Raw genomic sequence first — 16,162 nt, 5'->3', positions numbered from 1 at the left:
GGTGGATTTCTCCGGTGGTCTAATGGCCGGCGGCGAAATGTCCGCGGCTCAAATCGGCGGTCAGAACCGGCCGATTTCCTCCTTGAGCCTAAGCTTTCGCTTCTTGAGGGCCTGAACCACCGCAGCATCAGGAACCGGACGGCTCATTTCCTCGTGGATCTGCCGTTCGATGCCGGCATGCTTGAGCTGAAGGGCGCTGACGTGCGAACTATCCATAGATGGTTCCTCCTCTTGGGCCGGACCCCTGGCGGTGGACCTAAATGGCGAGTGACCCGAATTGGCGACTCGGCTTCGATGATCCGGCGCAAAACCCAAGGAACCACATCCGGCCGACCTTGCGAAGACTCCTATTGCTTCATATCGGTGAATCGCGTGAATCCTGCGTCAGGCAGGATTCGGCCGCGCACTGCCCCGAGCAGCGCACGGACGGTCGCACCAGCGCGTTTATTTGAGCAAGGAATTCCGGCGTGACCGAAGAGGAAATGCGCAAGCGCCTCGAAATCCTGAAGATCGAGCACCGCGACCTCGATGCCGCGATCGATGCTTTGATGGCTGCCGGGTCCGGCGACCAGTTGCAGATCGCGCGGCTGAAGAAGCGCAAGCTGCGCCTGAAGGACCAGATCAGCCAGATCGCCGACTACCTGATCCCCGATATTATCGCCTGAGCCCACCAGAACCGAGCCCTGTTCAAAAGCTGTCAGGCCCGAAACTTGCGCCATTTCCCCGCGAAACCTGCGGGTGTTTTTCGGCCCGCAGGCGTACCGATCGGGGACAGGCGAATTTTTGCGCGGGATTTTGGATATGGGGCAGTTGCCGCCGACTCGCGGTTCGGAAATATGACCGCATCATGTCCGCACCGTGCCCGATCAGCCCGCGCATCCTCGAAGCGCTTTATTGCGAGGCCCTCGTGCTGTCCGACGAGGTGCACGGCGCCTTTACCCTGTCCGGGCGGATCGAGAGAATAAACCGCGACGAAGACCTCGCGCGCATTGCGCTGTCGAGCGAAGGACTGCGCACGACCACGCGGATGATGCATGCCATCGCCTGGCTGCTCAATCACCGCGCATACTTCCTGGGCGAAATCAACGAGGCGCAGCTGCGCCGCCACGGCCGCCTCTCGCCCGACATGCGCCAGTCGGACCCGGTGCAGACGGCCCTTCTCGACACCGCGACCGCGCTACTGGTCGACACCACCCGCCGCTTCTACGAGCGCCTGCTGCGTCTCGACGAGTCCTGGCGCCTGGCCGCTCCTGTCGCCCCCAGCGCCATCGACAGCTTGCGCCAACGGATCGAGGGCAGGCTGGTCGGCTAAGGCCCAATCTCGACACGAGGGCCGCAAGCCCCCATATCTGCGGCATGGACGCTACCACCGAGATCGACAGGCCCTATGCCCTCGCCGAGCGTGTCGGCCCACTGGTCAGGCGGGTGCTGGCGCGCAACCCCTCGCCTTTCACGTACACCGGCACCCAGACCTATATCGTGGGCGATGGGTCCGAAGTGGCGGTGATCGATCCCGGTCCGGACGAACCCGAACACATCGCCGCGCTGGTCGAGGCGATTGGCGATAGCCGCGTCGTCGCTATTGCCTGCACCCACACCCACCGTGACCATTCGCCCGCCGCCGCTCCGCTCAAGGCGCTCACCGGCGCTTCTATCATCGGCTGCGCAGCGCTGGTGCTCGACGATGACGGCCCGCGCGCCGACGCGTCCTTCGATGCCGGCTACAAGCCCGACCGCGTGCTTGCCGACGGCGAGGCGCTCACCGGCGAGGGCTGGACGCTGCGCGGGGTGGCGACGCCGGGGCACACCTCGAACCACCTCTGCTTCGCGCTGGAGGAAACCGGCGCGCTGTTCACCGGCGATCACGTCATGGGCTGGTCGACCAGCGTCGTCTCGCCCCCCGACGGCGACATGACCGCCTACATGGCCAGCCTCACCAAGCTCTACGAACGCGAGCAGGACAGCGTCTATTACCCCGCCCACGGCCCCGAGGTGACCAAGCCCCGCCAGCTCGTGCGCGGCATGATCGGCCACCGCCGCCAGCGCGAGCGGCAAATCCTGCGCCAGGTCGAATCGGGCGTCACGCGCATCACGGATATGGTGCCACTTATGTACAAGGGCGTGGACGAACGCCTGTGGCCGGCCGCCGGGCGCTCCGTATTGGCCCACCTGCTCGACCTGGAAAAGCGTGGAGTTACAGTGCGCCGCGAAGATGAGTGGGGCCTCGTCGCGGCGAATTAGACATTCGTCGACAAGCATTGGCCGAAAAGCGCTGAAAGATTTACTATCCGCCATCGTCACGGGGTGGAGGATAATTCATGGCAACCACAGCCGGCGCACAAGTGGTGCGCCTTTCGTTCTGGGCGAAGATGACGATCGGCATGAGCCTGTTCATCGTATTCGGCTTCGCGCAGTTCGCGCTGCGCGGCTTCGTGCCATACACGCAGGTCCCGCTGATCTTCCACCTCCACGGCATGACGATGCTCGCATGGCTCGGCCTGCTGTGCACGCAGTCGGTACTGGCGGGGCGAGGCGTCGGCCTCGAAATCCACCGCAAGCTCGGCTGGGCGAGCGCGTTGATGCTGCCCCTCATCATGGTGCTGGCGAGCGTCACCTGCGTGACCGCCTTGCAGGCCGGCTTCTTCCCGCCGTTCTTCACGCCTGCCTATTTCCTCGCGCTCGTCCACGTCGGCGTGGTGATCTTTGCCGTGCTGCTGGCCACCGCCATCGCCTGGCGCGCACAGGCGGACTGGCACAAGCGGCTCATCATCGGCTCGACGGTGTTGCTGATGGAGCCAGCCCTCGGCCGCGTGCTGCCCATGCCGTTCATCATGCCCTGGGGCGAGTGGGTGGCCATGGTGATCCAGCTTGGTGTCGTCGCGCTGGTCGTGCGGCACGACCGCCGCTCGCTGGGGCGGGTCCATCCCGCGACCATGGCGGTGATGCTCGCCGTCGTGCTGGGACACGTTGTGATCGAACTGTTGGCGATATCGCCGTGGTGGATCGCGTTCGCCGGGCGGGTCGCCGCCGCCTGACTGCGCATTTTCCCCTTGGGTCCGCGACCTCTCGTGCCTAGATAGGCCCCGCCGCGGCGCAAGGACCGCAGCACGCGACCAGAGGGAATGCCATGACCGTAATGCCCGCCGATCTTTCCGGCATCGACGTGCGCGCCGAGATCGAACGGCTGCGCAAGGAACGCAACGCGGTCATCCTCGCCCACTATTACCAGAAGCCCGAACTGCAGGACCTTGCCGACTTCGTGGGCGACAGCCTCGAGCTCAGCCGCAAGGCCGCCGAGACCGACGCCGACGTCATCGCCTTCTGCGGCGTCAAGTTCATGGCCGACACCGCCAAGATCCTCTCGCCGAACAAGATCGTCGTGCTGCCCGACCTCGACGCCGGGTGCAGCCTCGAGGATTCTTGCCCGCCTGAGAAGTTCAAGGCCTTCCGCGAGGCGCATCCCGACCACATCGCGCTGACCTACATCAACTGCTCGACCGAGGTGAAGGCGCTGTCCGACGTGATCGTAACCAGCTCCAGCGCCGAGACGATCCTGCAGCAGATCCCGCGAGACCAGAAGATCATCTTCGGCCCCGACCGGCACCTCGGCGGCTACCTCAGCCGCAAGTTCGACCGCGAGATGCTGCTGTGGCCGGGTGTCTGCATCGTCCACGAGGCGTTCAGCGAGACCGAGCTGCTCAAGCTCAAGGCGCAGCATCCCGGCGCACCGATCGCCGCGCACCCGGAATGCCCGCCGACGATCGTCGACCACGCGGACTACGTCGGCTCGACTAGCGGCATCCTGCAATATGCCAAGACGATGCCCGGCGACACGCTGATCGTCGCCACCGAACCGCACATCATCCACCAGATGCAGCTGGCGATCCCGAACAAGATCTTCATCGGCGCGCCGGGAGCGGACGGCAACTGCAATTGCAACATCTGCCCCTACATGGCGCTCAACACCATGGAGAAGCTTTACCTCGCCCTGCGCGACCTGGAGCCGCGCGTGGAGATCGAGGAAGGCCTTCGCCTCGCCGCGAAGAAGAGCCTCGACCGCATGCTCGACATGGCAAGCGGCACCATCGGCCTCGGCGACCTCGGCGCGCGCTGAGGACGCCGGCGGGGCGGCGCGCTACCCCCGCGCTGCCTGCCGTGCCCACGATATGATCGCGCTGCCGGGCATGGCGCCAGACTGGCGCGCGATCTCGCGGCCCTTGCGCAGCAGGATCAGCGTCGGGATCGAGCGTATCGCATAGCGCCCGGCGATCGCGCTTTCGGCCTCGGTATCGAGCTTGCCGAGGCGCATCTCAGGCTCCAGCTGCGCGGCCGCGGCGGTGAAGGCCGGGGCCATCTGCAGGCACGGCCCGCACCACGAGGCCCAGAAATCCACCAGAAGCGGCAAATCGCTGCGGCTGGCGTGGGCGTCGAAGTTGGCGGCGGTCAGCGTGACGGGCGCTCCGGCGAACAGCGGATTGCGGCACTTCCCGCAGGTGCCGCCAGCGCCCAGTCGCTGCGTCGGCACGCGGTTGGAGGTCGCGCAAGTGGGGCACACGACGATCACGCTGTCCTGGGTCATCGCATCATCTCCTTTTGCGCCTATCTGGGAACGGCCCGCCGCCGCGTGAAGGTCAAGCTGCCACTTCCCGCCACTCACCGGGGGCCAGGCCCTCCAGCGTCCAGTCGCCGATGCGCCAGCGCACCAGCCGCAGAGTGGGGTGACCGACCGCGGCGGTCATGCGGCGGACCTGCCGGTTGCGGCCTTCATGGATGGTGAGTTCGATCCAGCAGTCGGGCACGCTCTTGCGGAAGCGCACCGGCGGCGTGCGGGGCCAGAGGTCGGGCGCGTCAATGCGGCTGGCCTTGGCGCGCAGGGTCGGGCCGTCGTTGAGGACCACGCCATTGCACAGGGCCGCGATCGCCGCCTCGTCCGGTTCGCCCTCGACCTGCACGAGATAGGTCTTGGCGGTCTTGTACTTCGGATCGGCGATGCGCGACTGCAGGCGTCCGTCGTCGGTGAGCAGCATCAGCCCCTCGCTGTCGCGGTCGAGCCGCCCGGCGGGGTAGACGCCGGGCACCTGGATGAAGTCCGACAGCGTCGCGCGCGGGGTGGGGGACTTCAGGTCCGTGAATTGCGCGAGCACGTCGAACGGCTTGTTGAAGAGAATGAGGCGCGCCATGGATCAGGCCTTTCCTGAGGGTTTGTCGCCCGCCTTCGCAAGCATCAGTGCAGCGGCGAGCAGCACCATGCCAAGCACGTCCAGGGCGCTCAGCGTTTCCCCGAAGGCGAGCCAGCCGACGGTCGCGGTGAGCGCCGGCTGCGTCATCAGCGCGAGACCGATTACCAGCGGGGTGAAGTGACGCAGCGAGTAGATCAGGAAGCCCTGCCCGATGAGCTGGCTGGAAATGGCCAGCGCGATCAGCGGGGTCCAGTTGTGCGGCCAGATCGTCTCTCCCAGCAGCACCGCGACGAGCAGCATGACCGGCACGCTCGCCGCAGTCGAGACGGCCAGCAGCGAATACTGCCCCAGCCGCTCGCGCGCGCCGTTGAGCATGATGATGTAGAAGGCATAGAACAGCCCGCCCAGCAGGCAGAACAGGTCTCCCACGAGGTTGTCGTGGCTGATCTCCAGCGAACCGCCCATCAGCAGGCCCGCGCCGCCAAGCGCAGCGGCGATGGCGGCTATCTCCAGGACGCGCGGCGCACGGCGAGCGACGAACAGGCCCCAGACCATCACGATCAGGCTGCCTGAGTTGCCGAACAGCGAGGCGTTACCCAGCTTGGTCCGCACGATGCCGAAGTGCCAGGCCGCAAGGTCGAGCGCAAAGAACACGCCCGCCCCGATCACGAGCGCGAGAAGGCCCGGCCCCATGCGCCGCTGCGCCGCCGGCTCGCGCGCGGCGAGGAGGACCAGCACCGGCAGCGCCAGCGACAGCCGCCAGAACCCGGCGGCGACGGGGCCGGTGTCCGACAGACGCACGAACCACGCCCCGAGCGCCAGCGCGGCGTTGGCGACGAGCAGCGCCAGCAGGTGGCGGGGCGTCCAGTCGTGGCCGGGGACGGCAGGGGCGGCGGTGGTGGTACTCATCGCCGCCTCGTAGCGGCATGACCCGGCTGGCGCACCTGCTTATTGGCGGCTGGAGTGACGCAGCGCGCTTCTCCTGCCCCGCCACAGCCCCTCTTTCGTCATCCCCGCGAAGGCGGGGGGACGGGCGATTACTCCGGCGTCACCACGCCCCCCTCGCCCCGCGTCTTCCACAGGGACCACACCACCCCGCCCGCGATCAGCGCCAGCGTCACGCCAAGGCTCAGGAGCGGCGGAAACTTAGCCCCGCCCAGCGCGAAGTCGGCGATCAGGATCTTGCCGCCGATGAACACTAGGACCAGCGCCAGCGCGTACTTCAGGTATTCGAAGCGGTGCACCATCGCCGCCAGCGCGAAATAGAGCGCGCGCAGGCCCAGGATCGCCATGATGTTCGAGGTGTAGACGATGAAGGTGTCCGTGGTGATCGAGAAGATCGCCGGAACCGAGTCGACCGCAAAGACGAGGTCGGCGAGGTTGATGACCACCAGCGCCAGGAACAGCGGGGTCGCCGCCCACACCAGCTTGCCCTTGGCGTCGGTCTCACGCACGAAGAAGTGCTCGGCATGATGGACCTTGGTCACGCGCATGTGGCGCGAAATCCAGCGCACCGCGGCGTTGTTGCCGATGTCCGGGTCGTGGTCGGTCGCGAACAGCATCTTCACGCCGGTGTAGATCAGGAAGGCCGCGAAGATGTACATGACCCAGTGGGCGTTGGCGACCAGCGCCGCGCCGCCCGCGATCATGAGGCCGCGCAGCACGATCACCGCGAGGATGCCCCAGAGCAGGGCGCGGTACTGGTACTTGGGCGCAATCGCGAAGAAGCCGAAGATCATCGATATGACGAAGACGTTGTCGATCGAGAGCGCCTTCTCGATGAAGTAACCGGTGTAGTAGTCGATCGCCGGCGCCGAGCCCTTGGCCCACCAGATCCACGCGCCGAAGACCATGGCGATACTGATGTAGAACACCGAGAGCTTCAGCGATTCGGCGATGCCCATCTCGCGGTCGTCCTTGTGCAGGACGCCGAGGTCGAAGGCGGTAAGCAGCAGCACGACGGCCGCGAAGGCCAGCCAGAACCACGCCGGGGTGCCGAGCCAGTCGGCGAAGAGGAATTCCATAATATGTCGCCCTAGCCGGGGGAAAACGGATGCGCCGGCGCGCGAGGCCGAACCTCGGCACGCCGGCCGTCAGGTTACGAAATCAGAGCCCGCGGGTGCCGGCCCACTGCTGCGAAGGCAGCAGCGAGGCGAGGCGCGCTCTCAGTTCGAGTTTCCGTTTTCTCAGCCAGGCGATTTCCAGCGGATCGACGATACGCCGGGTCCTGGCTCGCTGGATCAGGGTGTCGAGCTTCTGGTAACGCTCGAGCAGGCGGAACATGCGGTCGGTCATTTCAAATCCCTATCGAACTTGAGTTGGTTCGATCGGATGAGCCGGAAGCAGGTTGCGTAACGAATCAATGCCAGTGGCGTCTACGTCTGGAACCTGCACCGGTTTTACCCGATGCGGTCCGACATCACGAGGCGCAAGATGATCCTGCGCCGCGCCAGAGGGGCCCGGCCCGCATCACCTAGATACGGCAGAATCGGTCCGGTTTCAAGATGGAGCCAGGCCGGGTGACGACGGATGTTGACGCCGCCTCGCCGAATGATATTAAAGTGATATCACTTTTCGAGAGGGGTCTCGCCGATGTCCGATTCGCATCTGCCCATCAACACCAGCCGGGAGAGCGCTGCCTCTACCCGTAGCGGCTATGTCATGCTCGTCGTGTTCCTGGTGCTGCTGGTGGCGATCGTCGCCGCCGTCGTCAGTCTGGCGTCGAGCGATGACCCGGCGCCCGGTACGATCGTGGCGGTGCTGGTTTTCCTGCTGCCCGCCGTTATCGTGCAGGTGCTGATCGCCGCCGGCTTCTACATGATCCAGCCCAACCAGGCGGCCGCCATCACCCTGTTCGGGAGCTACCGCGGCACCGACCGGACCGCCGGGCTGCGCTGGGTCTGGCCGTGGATGGGCAAGACCAAGATTTCGGTGCGCGCCAACAACGTCGTGTCGGAAAAGCTAAAGGTCAACGACCTGCGCGGCAATCCGATCGAAATCGCCACGCAGGTCGTCTGGCGCGTGTTCGACACCGCGCAGGCGCTCTACGACGTCGACGACTACCGCGCCTTCGTGAACGTGCAGATCGAATCCGCCGTCCGCTCGATCGGCTCGCGCTACGCCTACGACGACGTCGAGGATACCGAGATCACGCTTCGCGGGAGCCACACGCAGGTAAACGCCGAACTGCGCACCGAACTGATCGAACGCCTGCAGGTCGCGGGCCTGACGGTCGACGAATGCGGCCTTACCCACCTCGCCTATGCACCCGAGATAGCCGGCGCCATGCTCCGCCGCCAGCAGGCCGAGGCGGTGATCGCCGCGCGGCGCAAGCTGGTGGAAGGCGCGGTCTCGATGGTCGAGATGGCGCTGGCCCAGCTCTCGGAAAAGAACGTGGTCGAACTCGACGACGAGCGCCGAGCGTCGATGGTCTCGAACCTCATGGTCGTGCTATGCGGCGAGCGGGAGGCCCAACCGGTCGTCAACGCCGGCACGCTCTACTCGTAAGGCGCTTATGGCGAGCCCCGGCAAGAAGGCTTTCGCGCTCCGTCTCGACCCGGCGCTGTATCAGGCGCTGGAACGGACGGCGGCGGCCGACTTCCGCTCGGTCAATGCGCAAGTGGAAGTGCTCCTGCGCGAGGCGCTCGCCCGGCGCGGGGTAAAACCGGAGAGCGGCGAGCCCGCGCGGCGGGGACGGCCACCCAAGGAGGATTGATCGATGCTCCACAAGATCAATGAAAAAGGCGCCTGGTTTGCACCCAAGCGCTACGGATACGGCGCCGGTCTGCCCCTCAACCGGCAGGGCTGGTTGCTGATCGCCAGCTACGTCGCCGCGCTCGGCGGCATCGGCTTGCTTGACAAGGCCGGCCACGGCGGCGAGCGAACGGCGGCCTTCGTGCTGTTCCTTCTCGTTACCGGCCTGTTCGCGCTCATCGCCGCCAGGCGCACGCGCGGCGGCTGGAAATGGCGCTGGGGCGAGAAGGAATAGGACGGCGAGTGTCCCTGCGCGGGACGCTGCCGAAGCGTTTACCACTTGGGCCGTAACCCGCGCTAACTTGCCAGAATGACCCGGCTTTCCCGACTCGCCTTCGCCTCGGCCGCACTCCTTGCCGCCGTCCCTCCCGCATCCACGCTGGCCCAGGGCGCTCCTGCGGAGGCGCCCTATACCGTGGTCGAGAGCGGGCGCACCTACAGCCGCCTGCAGGACGCAGTCGACGCCATAGGCGAGGGACGCGGCACCATCCGCTTCGCCTCGATGCGCTTCGCCGACTGCGCGGTGCAGGGTTCGGGCGATGTGACCTACCAGGCTGCCGTCCCCGGCCAGTCGGTGCTCGACGGCGTCGCCTGCGAAGGCAAGGGCGCGCTGGTGCTGCGCGGTCGCTCGGCGAAGGTGGAAGGCCTCGTCTTCGCCAACATCCGCGTCGACGACAAGAACGGCGCTGGCATCCGGCTCGAACATGGCAACCTGTCGGTGGGCCAGAGCTGGTTCCGCGACAGCGAACAGGGCATCCTCTCGGCCGACGATCCGGCCAGCACCATCACCATCGACAAGTCGACCTTCACCCGGCTCGGCACCTGCGAAGGGTCGGGCTGCGCGCACTCGATCTACATCGGCAACTACGGCGCGCTGACCGTGACGCGCAGCCGCTTCGAGGCGGGCACCGGCGGCCACTATGCCAAGACCCGCGCCGAGAAGGTGGCGATCCTCAACTGCAGCTTCGACGATTCGCGCGGCCGCGCCACCAACTACATGATCGACCTCAGCGACGGCGCCACTGGCGAGATCTCGGGCAACTGGTTCGTGCAGGGGCGCGACAAGGAGAATTACTCCGCCTTCATCGCCGTCGCCGCAGAGCACCGCAACCACACCTCGGGGGGCCTCGTGATCGAGAGCAACGACGCCCGCTTCGCCCCCGGCATCGAGCGCCGCAGCGCCTTCGTCGCCGACTGGTCGGGCGACGCGGTGAAGCTGGGCACCAACACCATCGGCGCCGGACTGGTCCGCTACGAGAAGCGCTGAGGGCGAAGGGGCGGGCCCACCCCGCCCTTGCCACCGCCGCCCCCGATCCCTAGCTCAGCGCTGATGGCTTTCGCCCCCGCCTTGTTTGCGCGCATGCATATCTGGTCCCTGCTCCTGCTCGCCGCGATCGGCCTGCAGGCGGCGGAGCCGATCCGCGCGCCACTGGAGCGGATGCAGGGTTCCGCGTTCAGCGCAGCGACGCTCGACGTGGCGCTCGCCACCGCGCGCCGGACGCAGGGCCAGCAGGTTGCGCCCGCGCAGCCCCTGCCTATCCCGCCGGTCGCCACGGCGGAGCAGGACGTGGCCGCGCTCCCGCGTTTCGTACTCGCCCAGCCATCGCATCTGCGCCCCGAGGCGCGCGGCCCTCCTCCGCGCAGCCACCCGGCGCGCCTCCCCGACAGCACCGCACCGCCCATCGCCTGAACCGGTCCCGACCTGAGGCGCGCGATCCTGCGCGCCTCGACCATTCCCGTTTTCAGGACGATTTTTCCATGGCTACCCAATCCACCGGCGCGTCAGGCGCCGATGCCGACGGCCGCGCCGAAGCCGCGATGCTGCTGGCCCGCTACCCCGACCTCTCCGAGCGCGAACTCGGCATGCTTAAGCACTGGTTCAAGAGTGTCGCCGGGCCGCTCGACGTGGGGCTGCTCGCCAGCGATCCCGCGATCGCCGAGCAGTACCGCGCCTATCGCAAGGACCACCACGACCGCTTCTCGGCGAAGGACATCGCCATCGGCGCGCTGTTCGCCGCCATCGCGGTCTGCGTAGTCGGGATCATGATCATGATGGTGCCCTGACCGCGCGGGGCCGGACCGCTGGGTTCGCCGGACATCGCCTGCGTCCCGGCTCCCCCTCAGCCGAGCAGGTGGCCGGTCCGGTCCCGCTTGGTGTCGAGATAGCGCGCGTTGTGCGGGTTCGCCGGCAGCTGGTGGGGCACCCGCTCGATCACCTCGACGCCGACCTCCCGAAGCGCGGCAACCTTGGCCGGGTTGTTGGTCATCAGCCGGATCCGCGAGACGCCCAGCAGTTCCAACATCCGCGCCGCGACCGGGAAATCGCGCGCCTCGGTCGGCAGGCCGAGGCGGTTGTTGGCGTCCACGGTGTCGTAGCCCAGGTCCTGCAGCCGGTAGGCCCGCAGCTTGTTGACGAGGCCGATGCCGCGTCCCTCCTGCCGCAGATAGAGCAGCACGCCCCAGCCGCCCTGCCCGGCCTCCTCGGCCATCGCGCGCAGCGCCGCGTCGAGCTGCGGGCCGCAGTCGCACTTGAGGCTGCCGAGGATGTCGCCGGTGAGGCATTCGGAATGGAGGCGCACCAGCGGCGGCCGGTCGCCGTCCTGCGTGCCGATGACGAGCGCGACATGCTCGCGCAGGTCGTCGAGCGCGCGGAAGGCGACGATCTCGGCATTTTCCGCCGCCGCGACCGGCAGGTGCGCCCGGCTGGCGATGCGCAGGCGGCGCGTATCCTTCCATTCGGCCAGATCGGCGGGGGAAACTCCCTGTACCTCGCCCTGGGTTTCCGGCGCGACGAGGAAGGCCGGGAGGATGCCGGCAAGCCGGGCCAGTTCCATCGCAGTTCGCGCAGAGCCGAGATCGTCGATATGTTGGGCGGCGAACGGCCCCTTCATCGGCCATGCCAAGTCTAGTGCCGGATCGGCGACGGCGCGGGCGGTGTCGAGGTCGAAGGGCTCGGCGGCGCGGATCAGCACCGGGGCCTCGGGCACGGCGGCCTCGCGCTGGTTGGCGAGCTTGAGCGTCACCGCGCGCGCCGCCGAGATCAGCATCCGGGGCGCGACGACACCCGGCGCGAAAGCGGTTTCCGCCGGCAGCAGCACATCGCCGCTCGCGACGCGCACCGGCCAGCCGTGCCGCAGGGCGTCGAGCGCCAGCGCCACGCGGCGGGCACCGGCCGAGGGCAGGCCCATGCTCAGAGATCGAGCTCCGTGATCAGCGGGATATGGTCGCTCGGCTGTTCCCAGCGGCGCGTTTCCTCGACGAAATGGTGCCCCCGCGCCTGCGCGGACAGCTCGGGCGAGGCCCACATGTGGTCGAGGCGGCGGCCCTGGTCCTTCTCGCGCCAGTAGCTGCGGTAGGACCACCAGGAGTAGTTGCGCTCGGGCGCGGGAATGAACTTGCGGCCCATGTCCTCCCACCCGTGCGCGTCCTGGAAGCGCTTCAGCGTCTCGACCTCGAGTGGGGTGTGGCTGACGACCTTGAGCAGCGCCTTGTGGTTGTAGACGTCCGATTCGAGCGGGGCGATGTTGAAGTCGCCTACGATCAGCGTCGGGCGGTCTATCTTGTCGGCCCAGCGGGTCATGCGTTCGAGGAAGTCGAGCTTCTGGCCGAACTTGGGGTTCACCTCGCGGTCGGCGACGTCGCCACCGGCGGGGATGTAGACGTTCTCCAGGATCATGCCCTGGCCCGGGCCGAGCAGTTCCACGCCGATGTGGCGGGCCTCGCCGTTATCCTGCCAGTCGTGCTTCGAGAAGTCGCGGAACGGCACCTTCGAGACGGTGGCGACGCCGTGGTAGCCTTTCTGGCCGTGGATGGCGCGGTGGGTGTAACCCAGCCGCTCGAACATTTCGTGCGGGAAAAGGGGTTCGGCGACCTTGATCTCCTGCAGGCACAGCACGTCGGGCGCCTGCTCGGCCAGGAGGCGCTCGACCTGGTCGATGCGCAGGCGGACGGAGTTGATGTTCCAGGTGGCGATCTTCATGGCGCTGGCTTTAGGCATGGGCGTGGCGAAATGCCAGAGGGTGGGGGCCGCGTAATGCGAGGGTGCCCCTCCACCATCCTGCGGATGGTCCCCCTCCCGGAGCAAGCTCGGGCTTAACCGTGAGCGACGTTTTGGATGGTCGGATTTTGCTTCAGCCCGGAGCGAGAATGGCTGTCTTCGAGAACCGGAGCGGAGCGTACTTCAGTACGTGAGCACCGGAAGCGCAGAAGGCGGCCGTTCGCAGCCGGAATGGGCCAAAAGCCGGCCACCCAAACAGAAAACCCTCGAGCCGGGGGCAGAGGCTCGAGGGTTCCTGTAAGCGTTCGTCACGCTAGCATCAAAGCGACCACTCAGGAGGCGCGGGCAACAGGGGGGAAAACCCGCCTCAAAGCCGCTCTGACAAGTTCAATGTAGGTGCGATCGCCTTGCTGGCAAGTGAACGAAGTTCAGAAAACTGTCGCGGTTTGTCGCTAGGCACGCACAACCATCGACGAGCCGTTCCGCGCCATCGACGACCGCCTCAGCGGCGCGTTTTCGGGCGCGGATCGTTCCAACGGAAATCCGCATCGGTGACCGGCACACCGTAGCGCTGGTTCGAAAGCGCGATGGTGGTGCGCTTGTTCTGCGAATCGAGCGCGACCCAGTAGGTCAGCTCCAGCCCGCCCGGTGCGGAGGCCTTGCGCTGGAAGATGAGGGTGATGACGCCGTACTCGGGATGGGTGCGGTCGCGGACCTCGATGCTGGTGACGTTGGGGTTGCCGGTCTGCAGGACCTTGCCGAACTTCGCGACGTCGCGCTTCGGGTCGAGCAGCGCGCCGAGCGGGCTGTTGCTGATCGGCCAGCGCTGCACCTGGCGCACGTCATAGTCGATCAGGGTGAGCGCCTTGCCGTCACCGACGATGAGCATGTTGGCGCTCTTCTCGTACTGGAAACGGATGCGGCCCGGGCGCTTGAGCGTCAGGACGCCGCGCACGGCCTGGCCGGAGCGGTCGGTCTGGACGAAGTCCGCCTTCAGGGTGTCGATGGCGCGCAGCGCCTCGACGGCTTGGTCCAACTGCTTGGCGTCCTCGGGAGAGGCGGCGAGCGCGGGAGCAGCCGGAAGGAGGGCTGGAACGGAAAGCGCGGCCAAAGCGGCCGCGCCTACGCAGGATCGAAAGGTCTTGATGGTACGGTTCATGGCATCCCCATTGGGTTCACAGCCTTGAACCGACCGTGAACCTTACTTGATCTTGGCTTCCTTAAACTCGACGTGCTTGCGCACGACGGGATCGTACTTGGAGAAGCTCATCTTCTCGGTGGTGTTCCGCGGGTTCTTCTTCGTGACGTAGAAAAATCCGGTGTCGGCGGTCGAGACCAGACGGATCTTGACGGTTGCGGGCTTCGCCATGGCGGTTCCTGTACTCTCTAAGTTTCAGCCGCCCTGGCAGGCCGGCGTTACGACAATACCACAAGGGCGACACCAACGCGCCGCCCCGTAAGGTGCGCCCCTTGCTGGATCGAGCCCGCAAAGTCAAGCGCGAGCCATCGATTCGGCGGCCCGTCAGGTCTCGAAAAACGGCTCGATGGGCTTGAGAACGCCGAATTTCTCGCGGCGAAGCTTTCCTCCGAGCGGCGGCAGGTCGAGTTCGGGCGCGTCGCAGGCGGTGTCGGGCAACCGGTCAAGGAAGTCGCGAATCAGAGTGAGTCGGCCCCGGCGCTGGTCGTTGAAGTCCACCAGCGTCCAGGGCGCATGGGTCGTATGCGTTGCCGCCAACATCGCCTCGCGGGCCTTGGTATAGTCGGCGTACTTGCCGCGCGCGGCGATGTCGATGGGCGAGAGCTTCCAGCGCTTGAGCGGGTCCTCGGCGCGTTCAGCCAGCCGCTCCTCCTGCTTCTCCTGGTCGCAGGAGAGCCAGTACTTGAACAGCAGGACGCCGTCCTCGACGAGCGCATGCTCGAAGATGGGGGCGTGGCGCAGGAATGCATCCACCTGCGCTTCGCTGGCATAGCCCATCACCTTCTCCACTCCGGCGCGGTTGTACCACGAGCGGTCGAACAGGACGATCTCGCCCTTGGCGGGTAGATGCGGGACGTAGCGCTGGAAATACCACTGCCCCTGCTCGCGCTCGCTCGGGGCGGCAAGCGCCACCGTGCGGCACTGGCGGGGGTTGAGTTCGCTCGACAGCGCCTTGATCGCACCGCCCTTGCCAGCGGTGTCGCGCCCCTCGAACAGGACGACGATCCGCGCGCCGGTCTTCTGAGCCCAGCGCGCCATGCCGACGAGTTCCTCCTCCATCGGCTCGAGCAGCTTCTCGTAGTCCTTGCGGCCAAGCTTGTCGTGGTGACCGCTGCCCATCGCTCAGACCCTTGCCAAAAGAACGAGAGCGACGATGCCGGCGACGATGCGGTACCACGCGAAGGGCGCGAAGCCAGACTTGCTGACGAAGGCCATGAACGCCTTGATCACCACCAACGCCACCACGAAGGACACGAAGAAGCCGATCGCGATCTCGTTCCAGCCAACCGGCCCGGTGCCGCCCGACAGTTCGCTGCCGTGCTTGATGAGTTCGAGGGTGGTCGCTCCGACCATCGTGGGGACGGCGAGGAAGAAGCTGAATTCGGCTGCCGTGCGCCGTTCGATGCCCATCGCCAGCGCTCCCATGATTGTCGCGCCCGAGCGGCTGACGCCCGGCACCATCGCCAGGCACTGCGCCAGTCCGACGCCCACGCACTGCTTCGCGGGCAGTTCGGCGACGCCGGTCAGCGGGCCGGGCTTGCTGATCTTCTCGATGCCGAGGATGGCGATGCCGCCGACGATCAGCGCCCAGGCGACCACCGAGGGCTCGCCCAGCAGCCCTTCGATCCAGTTGTTGAGCAGCAGGCCCAGGATCGCCGAAGGGATGAAGGCCAGCAGCACGTTGCGCACGAAGCGGATCGAGGTCGGGTTGAGCTTGAGCAGCCCCATGCCCACGGCCCAGAACGTGCGCCAGAACTGCACGATCACGGCCAAGATCGCGCCGAGCTGGATGACGATGTTGAACGTCGCCCACTGGCTCGAATCGTAGCCGAACAGCCGTGTTGCGAGGATGAGGTGCCCGGTCGACGAGACCGGCAGGAACTCGGTGAGGCCCTCGACAATGCCGAGGAGGATCGCGGTGAAGGTCAGGTCCATCGGCACGAGGTCATGCCGGATGGCGCGGCCAAGTCAAGCCAGTGGATGGCGCAACGCGGGAATTTGGCCGTCAACTCCCCCTCCTCGTTCCGAAGAGGG

23 protein-coding genes are annotated in these 16,162 nt (G+C 66.7%); 11 read left to right on the top strand and 12 right to left on the bottom strand.

The genetic code is table 11. From position 1 onward, the window contains the following. Window positions 1-60: 60 nt before the first annotated feature. The gene (locus tag PMI02_RS26685) at window positions 61-216 is read right to left on the bottom strand and encodes a YdcH family protein (protein WP_007688349.1); all 156 of its coding nucleotides are present in this window, start codon (window positions 214-216) and stop codon (window positions 61-63) included. A gap of 251 nt (window positions 217-467) precedes the next feature. Between PMI02_RS26685 and PMI02_RS25060 the strand changes: the two genes are divergently transcribed. The 5 genes from PMI02_RS25060 to nadA all read left to right on the top strand — a co-directional run bounded on the left by PMI02_RS25060 (window position 468) and on the right by nadA (window position 4,114). Beyond that, window positions 468-665, top strand: coding sequence for a YdcH family protein (locus PMI02_RS25060; protein ID WP_007688346.1), 198 nt, complete (start codon window positions 468-470; stop codon window positions 663-665). Window positions 666-847: 182 nt separating this feature from the next. Further along, a complete protein-coding gene (locus PMI02_RS25055; RefSeq protein ID WP_007688344.1) occupies window positions 848-1,312 on the top strand; it encodes a DUF1465 family protein in 465 nt (154 codons plus the stop codon). A gap of 44 nt (window positions 1,313-1,356) precedes the next feature. Next, window positions 1,357-2,241 carry an MBL fold metallo-hydrolase gene (locus PMI02_RS25050; protein WP_007688342.1) on the top strand — a complete coding sequence of 295 codons (885 nt, stop codon included), beginning with the start codon at window positions 1,357-1,359 and terminating at the stop codon, window positions 2,239-2,241. A gap of 77 nt (window positions 2,242-2,318) precedes the next feature. After that, the gene (locus tag PMI02_RS25045) at window positions 2,319-3,035 is read left to right on the top strand and encodes a hypothetical protein (RefSeq protein ID WP_007688340.1); all 717 of its coding nucleotides are present in this window, start codon (window positions 2,319-2,321) and stop codon (window positions 3,033-3,035) included. Between the two features lie 92 nt (window positions 3,036-3,127). Continuing rightward, window positions 3,128-4,114, top strand: coding sequence for a quinolinate synthase NadA (gene nadA, locus PMI02_RS25040; RefSeq protein ID WP_007688339.1), 987 nt, complete (start codon window positions 3,128-3,130; stop codon window positions 4,112-4,114). A 21-nt stretch (window positions 4,115-4,135) separates the two neighbouring features. Here the strand turns inward: nadA and trxC are convergent, their stop codons facing one another. From trxC to PMI02_RS25015, 5 genes are all read right to left on the bottom strand, one after another. After that, window positions 4,136-4,579, bottom strand: coding sequence for a thioredoxin TrxC (gene trxC / locus PMI02_RS25035; RefSeq protein WP_007688338.1), 444 nt, complete (start codon window positions 4,577-4,579; stop codon window positions 4,136-4,138). Window positions 4,580-4,631: 52 nt separating this feature from the next. Further along, window positions 4,632-5,180, bottom strand: a complete 549-nt coding sequence (locus tag PMI02_RS25030; RefSeq protein WP_007688337.1) for a pseudouridine synthase — start codon at window positions 5,178-5,180, stop codon at window positions 4,632-4,634. Between the two features lie 3 nt (window positions 5,181-5,183). Continuing rightward, window positions 5,184-6,089, bottom strand: a complete 906-nt coding sequence (locus PMI02_RS25025; protein ID WP_007688336.1) for a DMT family transporter — start codon at window positions 6,087-6,089, stop codon at window positions 5,184-5,186. Between the two features lie 128 nt (window positions 6,090-6,217). Continuing rightward, window positions 6,218-7,204, bottom strand: coding sequence for a TerC family protein (locus PMI02_RS25020; protein WP_007688335.1), 987 nt, complete (start codon window positions 7,202-7,204; stop codon window positions 6,218-6,220). Between the two features lie 82 nt (window positions 7,205-7,286). Continuing rightward, entirely contained in the window at window positions 7,287-7,475 is a 189-nt protein-coding gene (locus PMI02_RS25015; protein ID WP_007688334.1) for a DUF465 domain-containing protein, read from the bottom strand. 297 nt (window positions 7,476-7,772) lie between these two features. Here PMI02_RS25015 and PMI02_RS25010 point away from each other — a divergent pair, with 297 nt between their 5' ends. From PMI02_RS25010 to PMI02_RS24985, 6 genes are all read left to right on the top strand, one after another. Then, complete coding sequence (locus PMI02_RS25010) at window positions 7,773-8,687, top strand: SPFH domain-containing protein (protein WP_007688333.1); 915 nt, start codon at window positions 7,773-7,775, stop codon at window positions 8,685-8,687. A gap of 7 nt (window positions 8,688-8,694) precedes the next feature. After that, window positions 8,695-8,895, top strand: a complete 201-nt coding sequence (locus PMI02_RS25005) for a hypothetical protein (RefSeq protein WP_007688332.1) — start codon at window positions 8,695-8,697, stop codon at window positions 8,893-8,895. A gap of 3 nt (window positions 8,896-8,898) precedes the next feature. After that, window positions 8,899-9,168: a hypothetical protein gene (locus PMI02_RS25000; RefSeq protein ID WP_007688331.1), complete on the top strand. Its 270-nt coding sequence runs from the start codon at window positions 8,899-8,901 to the stop codon at window positions 9,166-9,168. A gap of 75 nt (window positions 9,169-9,243) precedes the next feature. Beyond that, window positions 9,244-10,200, top strand: a complete 957-nt coding sequence (locus PMI02_RS24995) for a right-handed parallel beta-helix repeat-containing protein (RefSeq protein ID WP_007688329.1) — start codon at window positions 9,244-9,246, stop codon at window positions 10,198-10,200. Between the two features lie 63 nt (window positions 10,201-10,263). Continuing rightward, on the top strand, window positions 10,264-10,623 hold the full coding sequence (locus tag PMI02_RS24990) for a hypothetical protein (RefSeq protein ID WP_007688326.1): 360 nt from the start codon (window positions 10,264-10,266) through the stop codon (window positions 10,621-10,623). Between the two features lie 68 nt (window positions 10,624-10,691). After that, window positions 10,692-10,997, top strand: a complete 306-nt coding sequence (locus tag PMI02_RS24985; RefSeq protein ID WP_007688324.1) for a hypothetical protein — start codon at window positions 10,692-10,694, stop codon at window positions 10,995-10,997. Window positions 10,998-11,053: 56 nt separating this feature from the next. Here the strand turns inward: PMI02_RS24985 and ribA are convergent, their stop codons facing one another. The 6 genes from ribA to PMI02_RS24955 form a co-directional block, all read right to left on the bottom strand. After that, on the bottom strand, window positions 11,054-12,121 hold the full coding sequence (ribA, locus tag PMI02_RS24980; protein ID WP_007688322.1) for a GTP cyclohydrolase II: 1,068 nt from the start codon (window positions 12,119-12,121) through the stop codon (window positions 11,054-11,056). A 2-nt stretch (window positions 12,122-12,123) separates the two neighbouring features. After that, entirely contained in the window at window positions 12,124-12,912 is a 789-nt protein-coding gene (xth, locus tag PMI02_RS24975) for an exodeoxyribonuclease III (RefSeq protein WP_036505430.1), read from the bottom strand. 520 nt (window positions 12,913-13,432) lie between these two features. Further along, window positions 13,433-14,089 carry an outer membrane lipoprotein carrier protein LolA gene (locus PMI02_RS24970; RefSeq protein ID WP_007688319.1) on the bottom strand — a complete coding sequence of 219 codons (657 nt, stop codon included), beginning with the start codon at window positions 14,087-14,089 and terminating at the stop codon, window positions 13,433-13,435. A gap of 42 nt (window positions 14,090-14,131) precedes the next feature. Then, the gene (rpmG, locus tag PMI02_RS24965; protein WP_007688317.1) at window positions 14,132-14,299 is read right to left on the bottom strand and encodes a 50S ribosomal protein L33; all 168 of its coding nucleotides are present in this window, start codon (window positions 14,297-14,299) and stop codon (window positions 14,132-14,134) included. Between the two features lie 153 nt (window positions 14,300-14,452). Next, window positions 14,453-15,247 carry a polyphosphate kinase 2 gene (ppk2, locus tag PMI02_RS24960; protein WP_007688315.1) on the bottom strand — a complete coding sequence of 265 codons (795 nt, stop codon included), beginning with the start codon at window positions 15,245-15,247 and terminating at the stop codon, window positions 14,453-14,455. Between the two features lie 3 nt (window positions 15,248-15,250). After that, window positions 15,251-16,063 (bottom strand): undecaprenyl-diphosphate phosphatase, encoded by an 813-nt coding sequence (locus PMI02_RS24955; RefSeq protein ID WP_007688313.1) that lies wholly within the window; start codon window positions 16,061-16,063, stop codon window positions 15,251-15,253. Between the last annotated feature and the right edge of the window lie 99 nt (window positions 16,064-16,162).

Source organism: Novosphingobium sp. AP12 (genome assembly GCF_000281975.1).
Classification (GTDB): Bacteria; Pseudomonadota; Alphaproteobacteria; order Sphingomonadales; family Sphingomonadaceae; genus Novosphingobium.
The sequence above is the reverse complement of the archived record's forward strand: the minus strand, read 5'-3'. Positions and strand labels throughout refer to the sequence as shown.

Excerpts from the sequence above, each read along its gene's own strand:
- PMI02_RS25050 (WP_007688342.1), top strand. The coding sequence starts at position 1,357 with ATGGACGCTACCACCGAGATCGACAGGCCCTATGCCCTCGCCGAGCGT.
- trxC (WP_007688338.1), bottom strand. The coding sequence starts at position 4,579 with ATGACCCAGGACAGCGTGATCGTCGTGTGCCCCACTTGCGCGACCTCC.
- ribA (WP_007688322.1), bottom strand. The coding sequence starts at position 12,121 with ATGGGCCTGCCCTCGGCCGGTGCCCGCCGCGTGGCGCTGGCGCTCGAC.
- PMI02_RS25010 (WP_007688333.1), top strand. The coding sequence starts at position 7,773 with ATGTCCGATTCGCATCTGCCCATCAACACCAGCCGGGAGAGCGCTGCC.
- ppk2 (WP_007688315.1), bottom strand. The coding sequence starts at position 15,247 with ATGGGCAGCGGTCACCACGACAAGCTTGGCCGCAAGGACTACGAGAAG.
- PMI02_RS24955 (WP_007688313.1), bottom strand. The coding sequence starts at position 16,063 with ATGGACCTGACCTTCACCGCGATCCTCCTCGGCATTGTCGAGGGCCTC.
- rpmG (WP_007688317.1), bottom strand. The coding sequence starts at position 14,299 with ATGGCGAAGCCCGCAACCGTCAAGATCCGTCTGGTCTCGACCGCCGAC.
- PMI02_RS24995 (WP_007688329.1), top strand. The coding sequence starts at position 9,244 with ATGACCCGGCTTTCCCGACTCGCCTTCGCCTCGGCCGCACTCCTTGCC.
- PMI02_RS25015 (WP_007688334.1), bottom strand. The coding sequence starts at position 7,475 with ATGACCGACCGCATGTTCCGCCTGCTCGAGCGTTACCAGAAGCTCGAC.
- PMI02_RS25045 (WP_007688340.1), top strand. The coding sequence starts at position 2,319 with ATGGCAACCACAGCCGGCGCACAAGTGGTGCGCCTTTCGTTCTGGGCG.
- PMI02_RS25030 (WP_007688337.1), bottom strand. The coding sequence starts at position 5,180 with ATGGCGCGCCTCATTCTCTTCAACAAGCCGTTCGACGTGCTCGCGCAA.
- PMI02_RS24985 (WP_007688324.1), top strand. The coding sequence starts at position 10,692 with ATGGCTACCCAATCCACCGGCGCGTCAGGCGCCGATGCCGACGGCCGC.
- PMI02_RS25020 (WP_007688335.1), bottom strand. The coding sequence starts at position 7,204 with ATGGAATTCCTCTTCGCCGACTGGCTCGGCACCCCGGCGTGGTTCTGG.
- PMI02_RS24990 (WP_007688326.1), top strand. The coding sequence starts at position 10,264 with ATGGCTTTCGCCCCCGCCTTGTTTGCGCGCATGCATATCTGGTCCCTG.
- PMI02_RS25025 (WP_007688336.1), bottom strand. The coding sequence starts at position 6,089 with ATGAGTACCACCACCGCCGCCCCTGCCGTCCCCGGCCACGACTGGACG.
- PMI02_RS25055 (WP_007688344.1), top strand. The coding sequence starts at position 848 with ATGTCCGCACCGTGCCCGATCAGCCCGCGCATCCTCGAAGCGCTTTAT.
- PMI02_RS26685 (WP_007688349.1), bottom strand. The coding sequence starts at position 216 with ATGGATAGTTCGCACGTCAGCGCCCTTCAGCTCAAGCATGCCGGCATC.
- xth (WP_036505430.1), bottom strand. The coding sequence starts at position 12,912 with ATGAAGATCGCCACCTGGAACATCAACTCCGTCCGCCTGCGCATCGAC.
- nadA (WP_007688339.1), top strand. The coding sequence starts at position 3,128 with ATGACCGTAATGCCCGCCGATCTTTCCGGCATCGACGTGCGCGCCGAG.
- PMI02_RS25005 (WP_007688332.1), top strand. The coding sequence starts at position 8,695 with ATGGCGAGCCCCGGCAAGAAGGCTTTCGCGCTCCGTCTCGACCCGGCG.
- PMI02_RS25000 (WP_007688331.1), top strand. The coding sequence starts at position 8,899 with ATGCTCCACAAGATCAATGAAAAAGGCGCCTGGTTTGCACCCAAGCGC.
- PMI02_RS24970 (WP_007688319.1), bottom strand. The coding sequence starts at position 14,089 with ATGAACCGTACCATCAAGACCTTTCGATCCTGCGTAGGCGCGGCCGCT.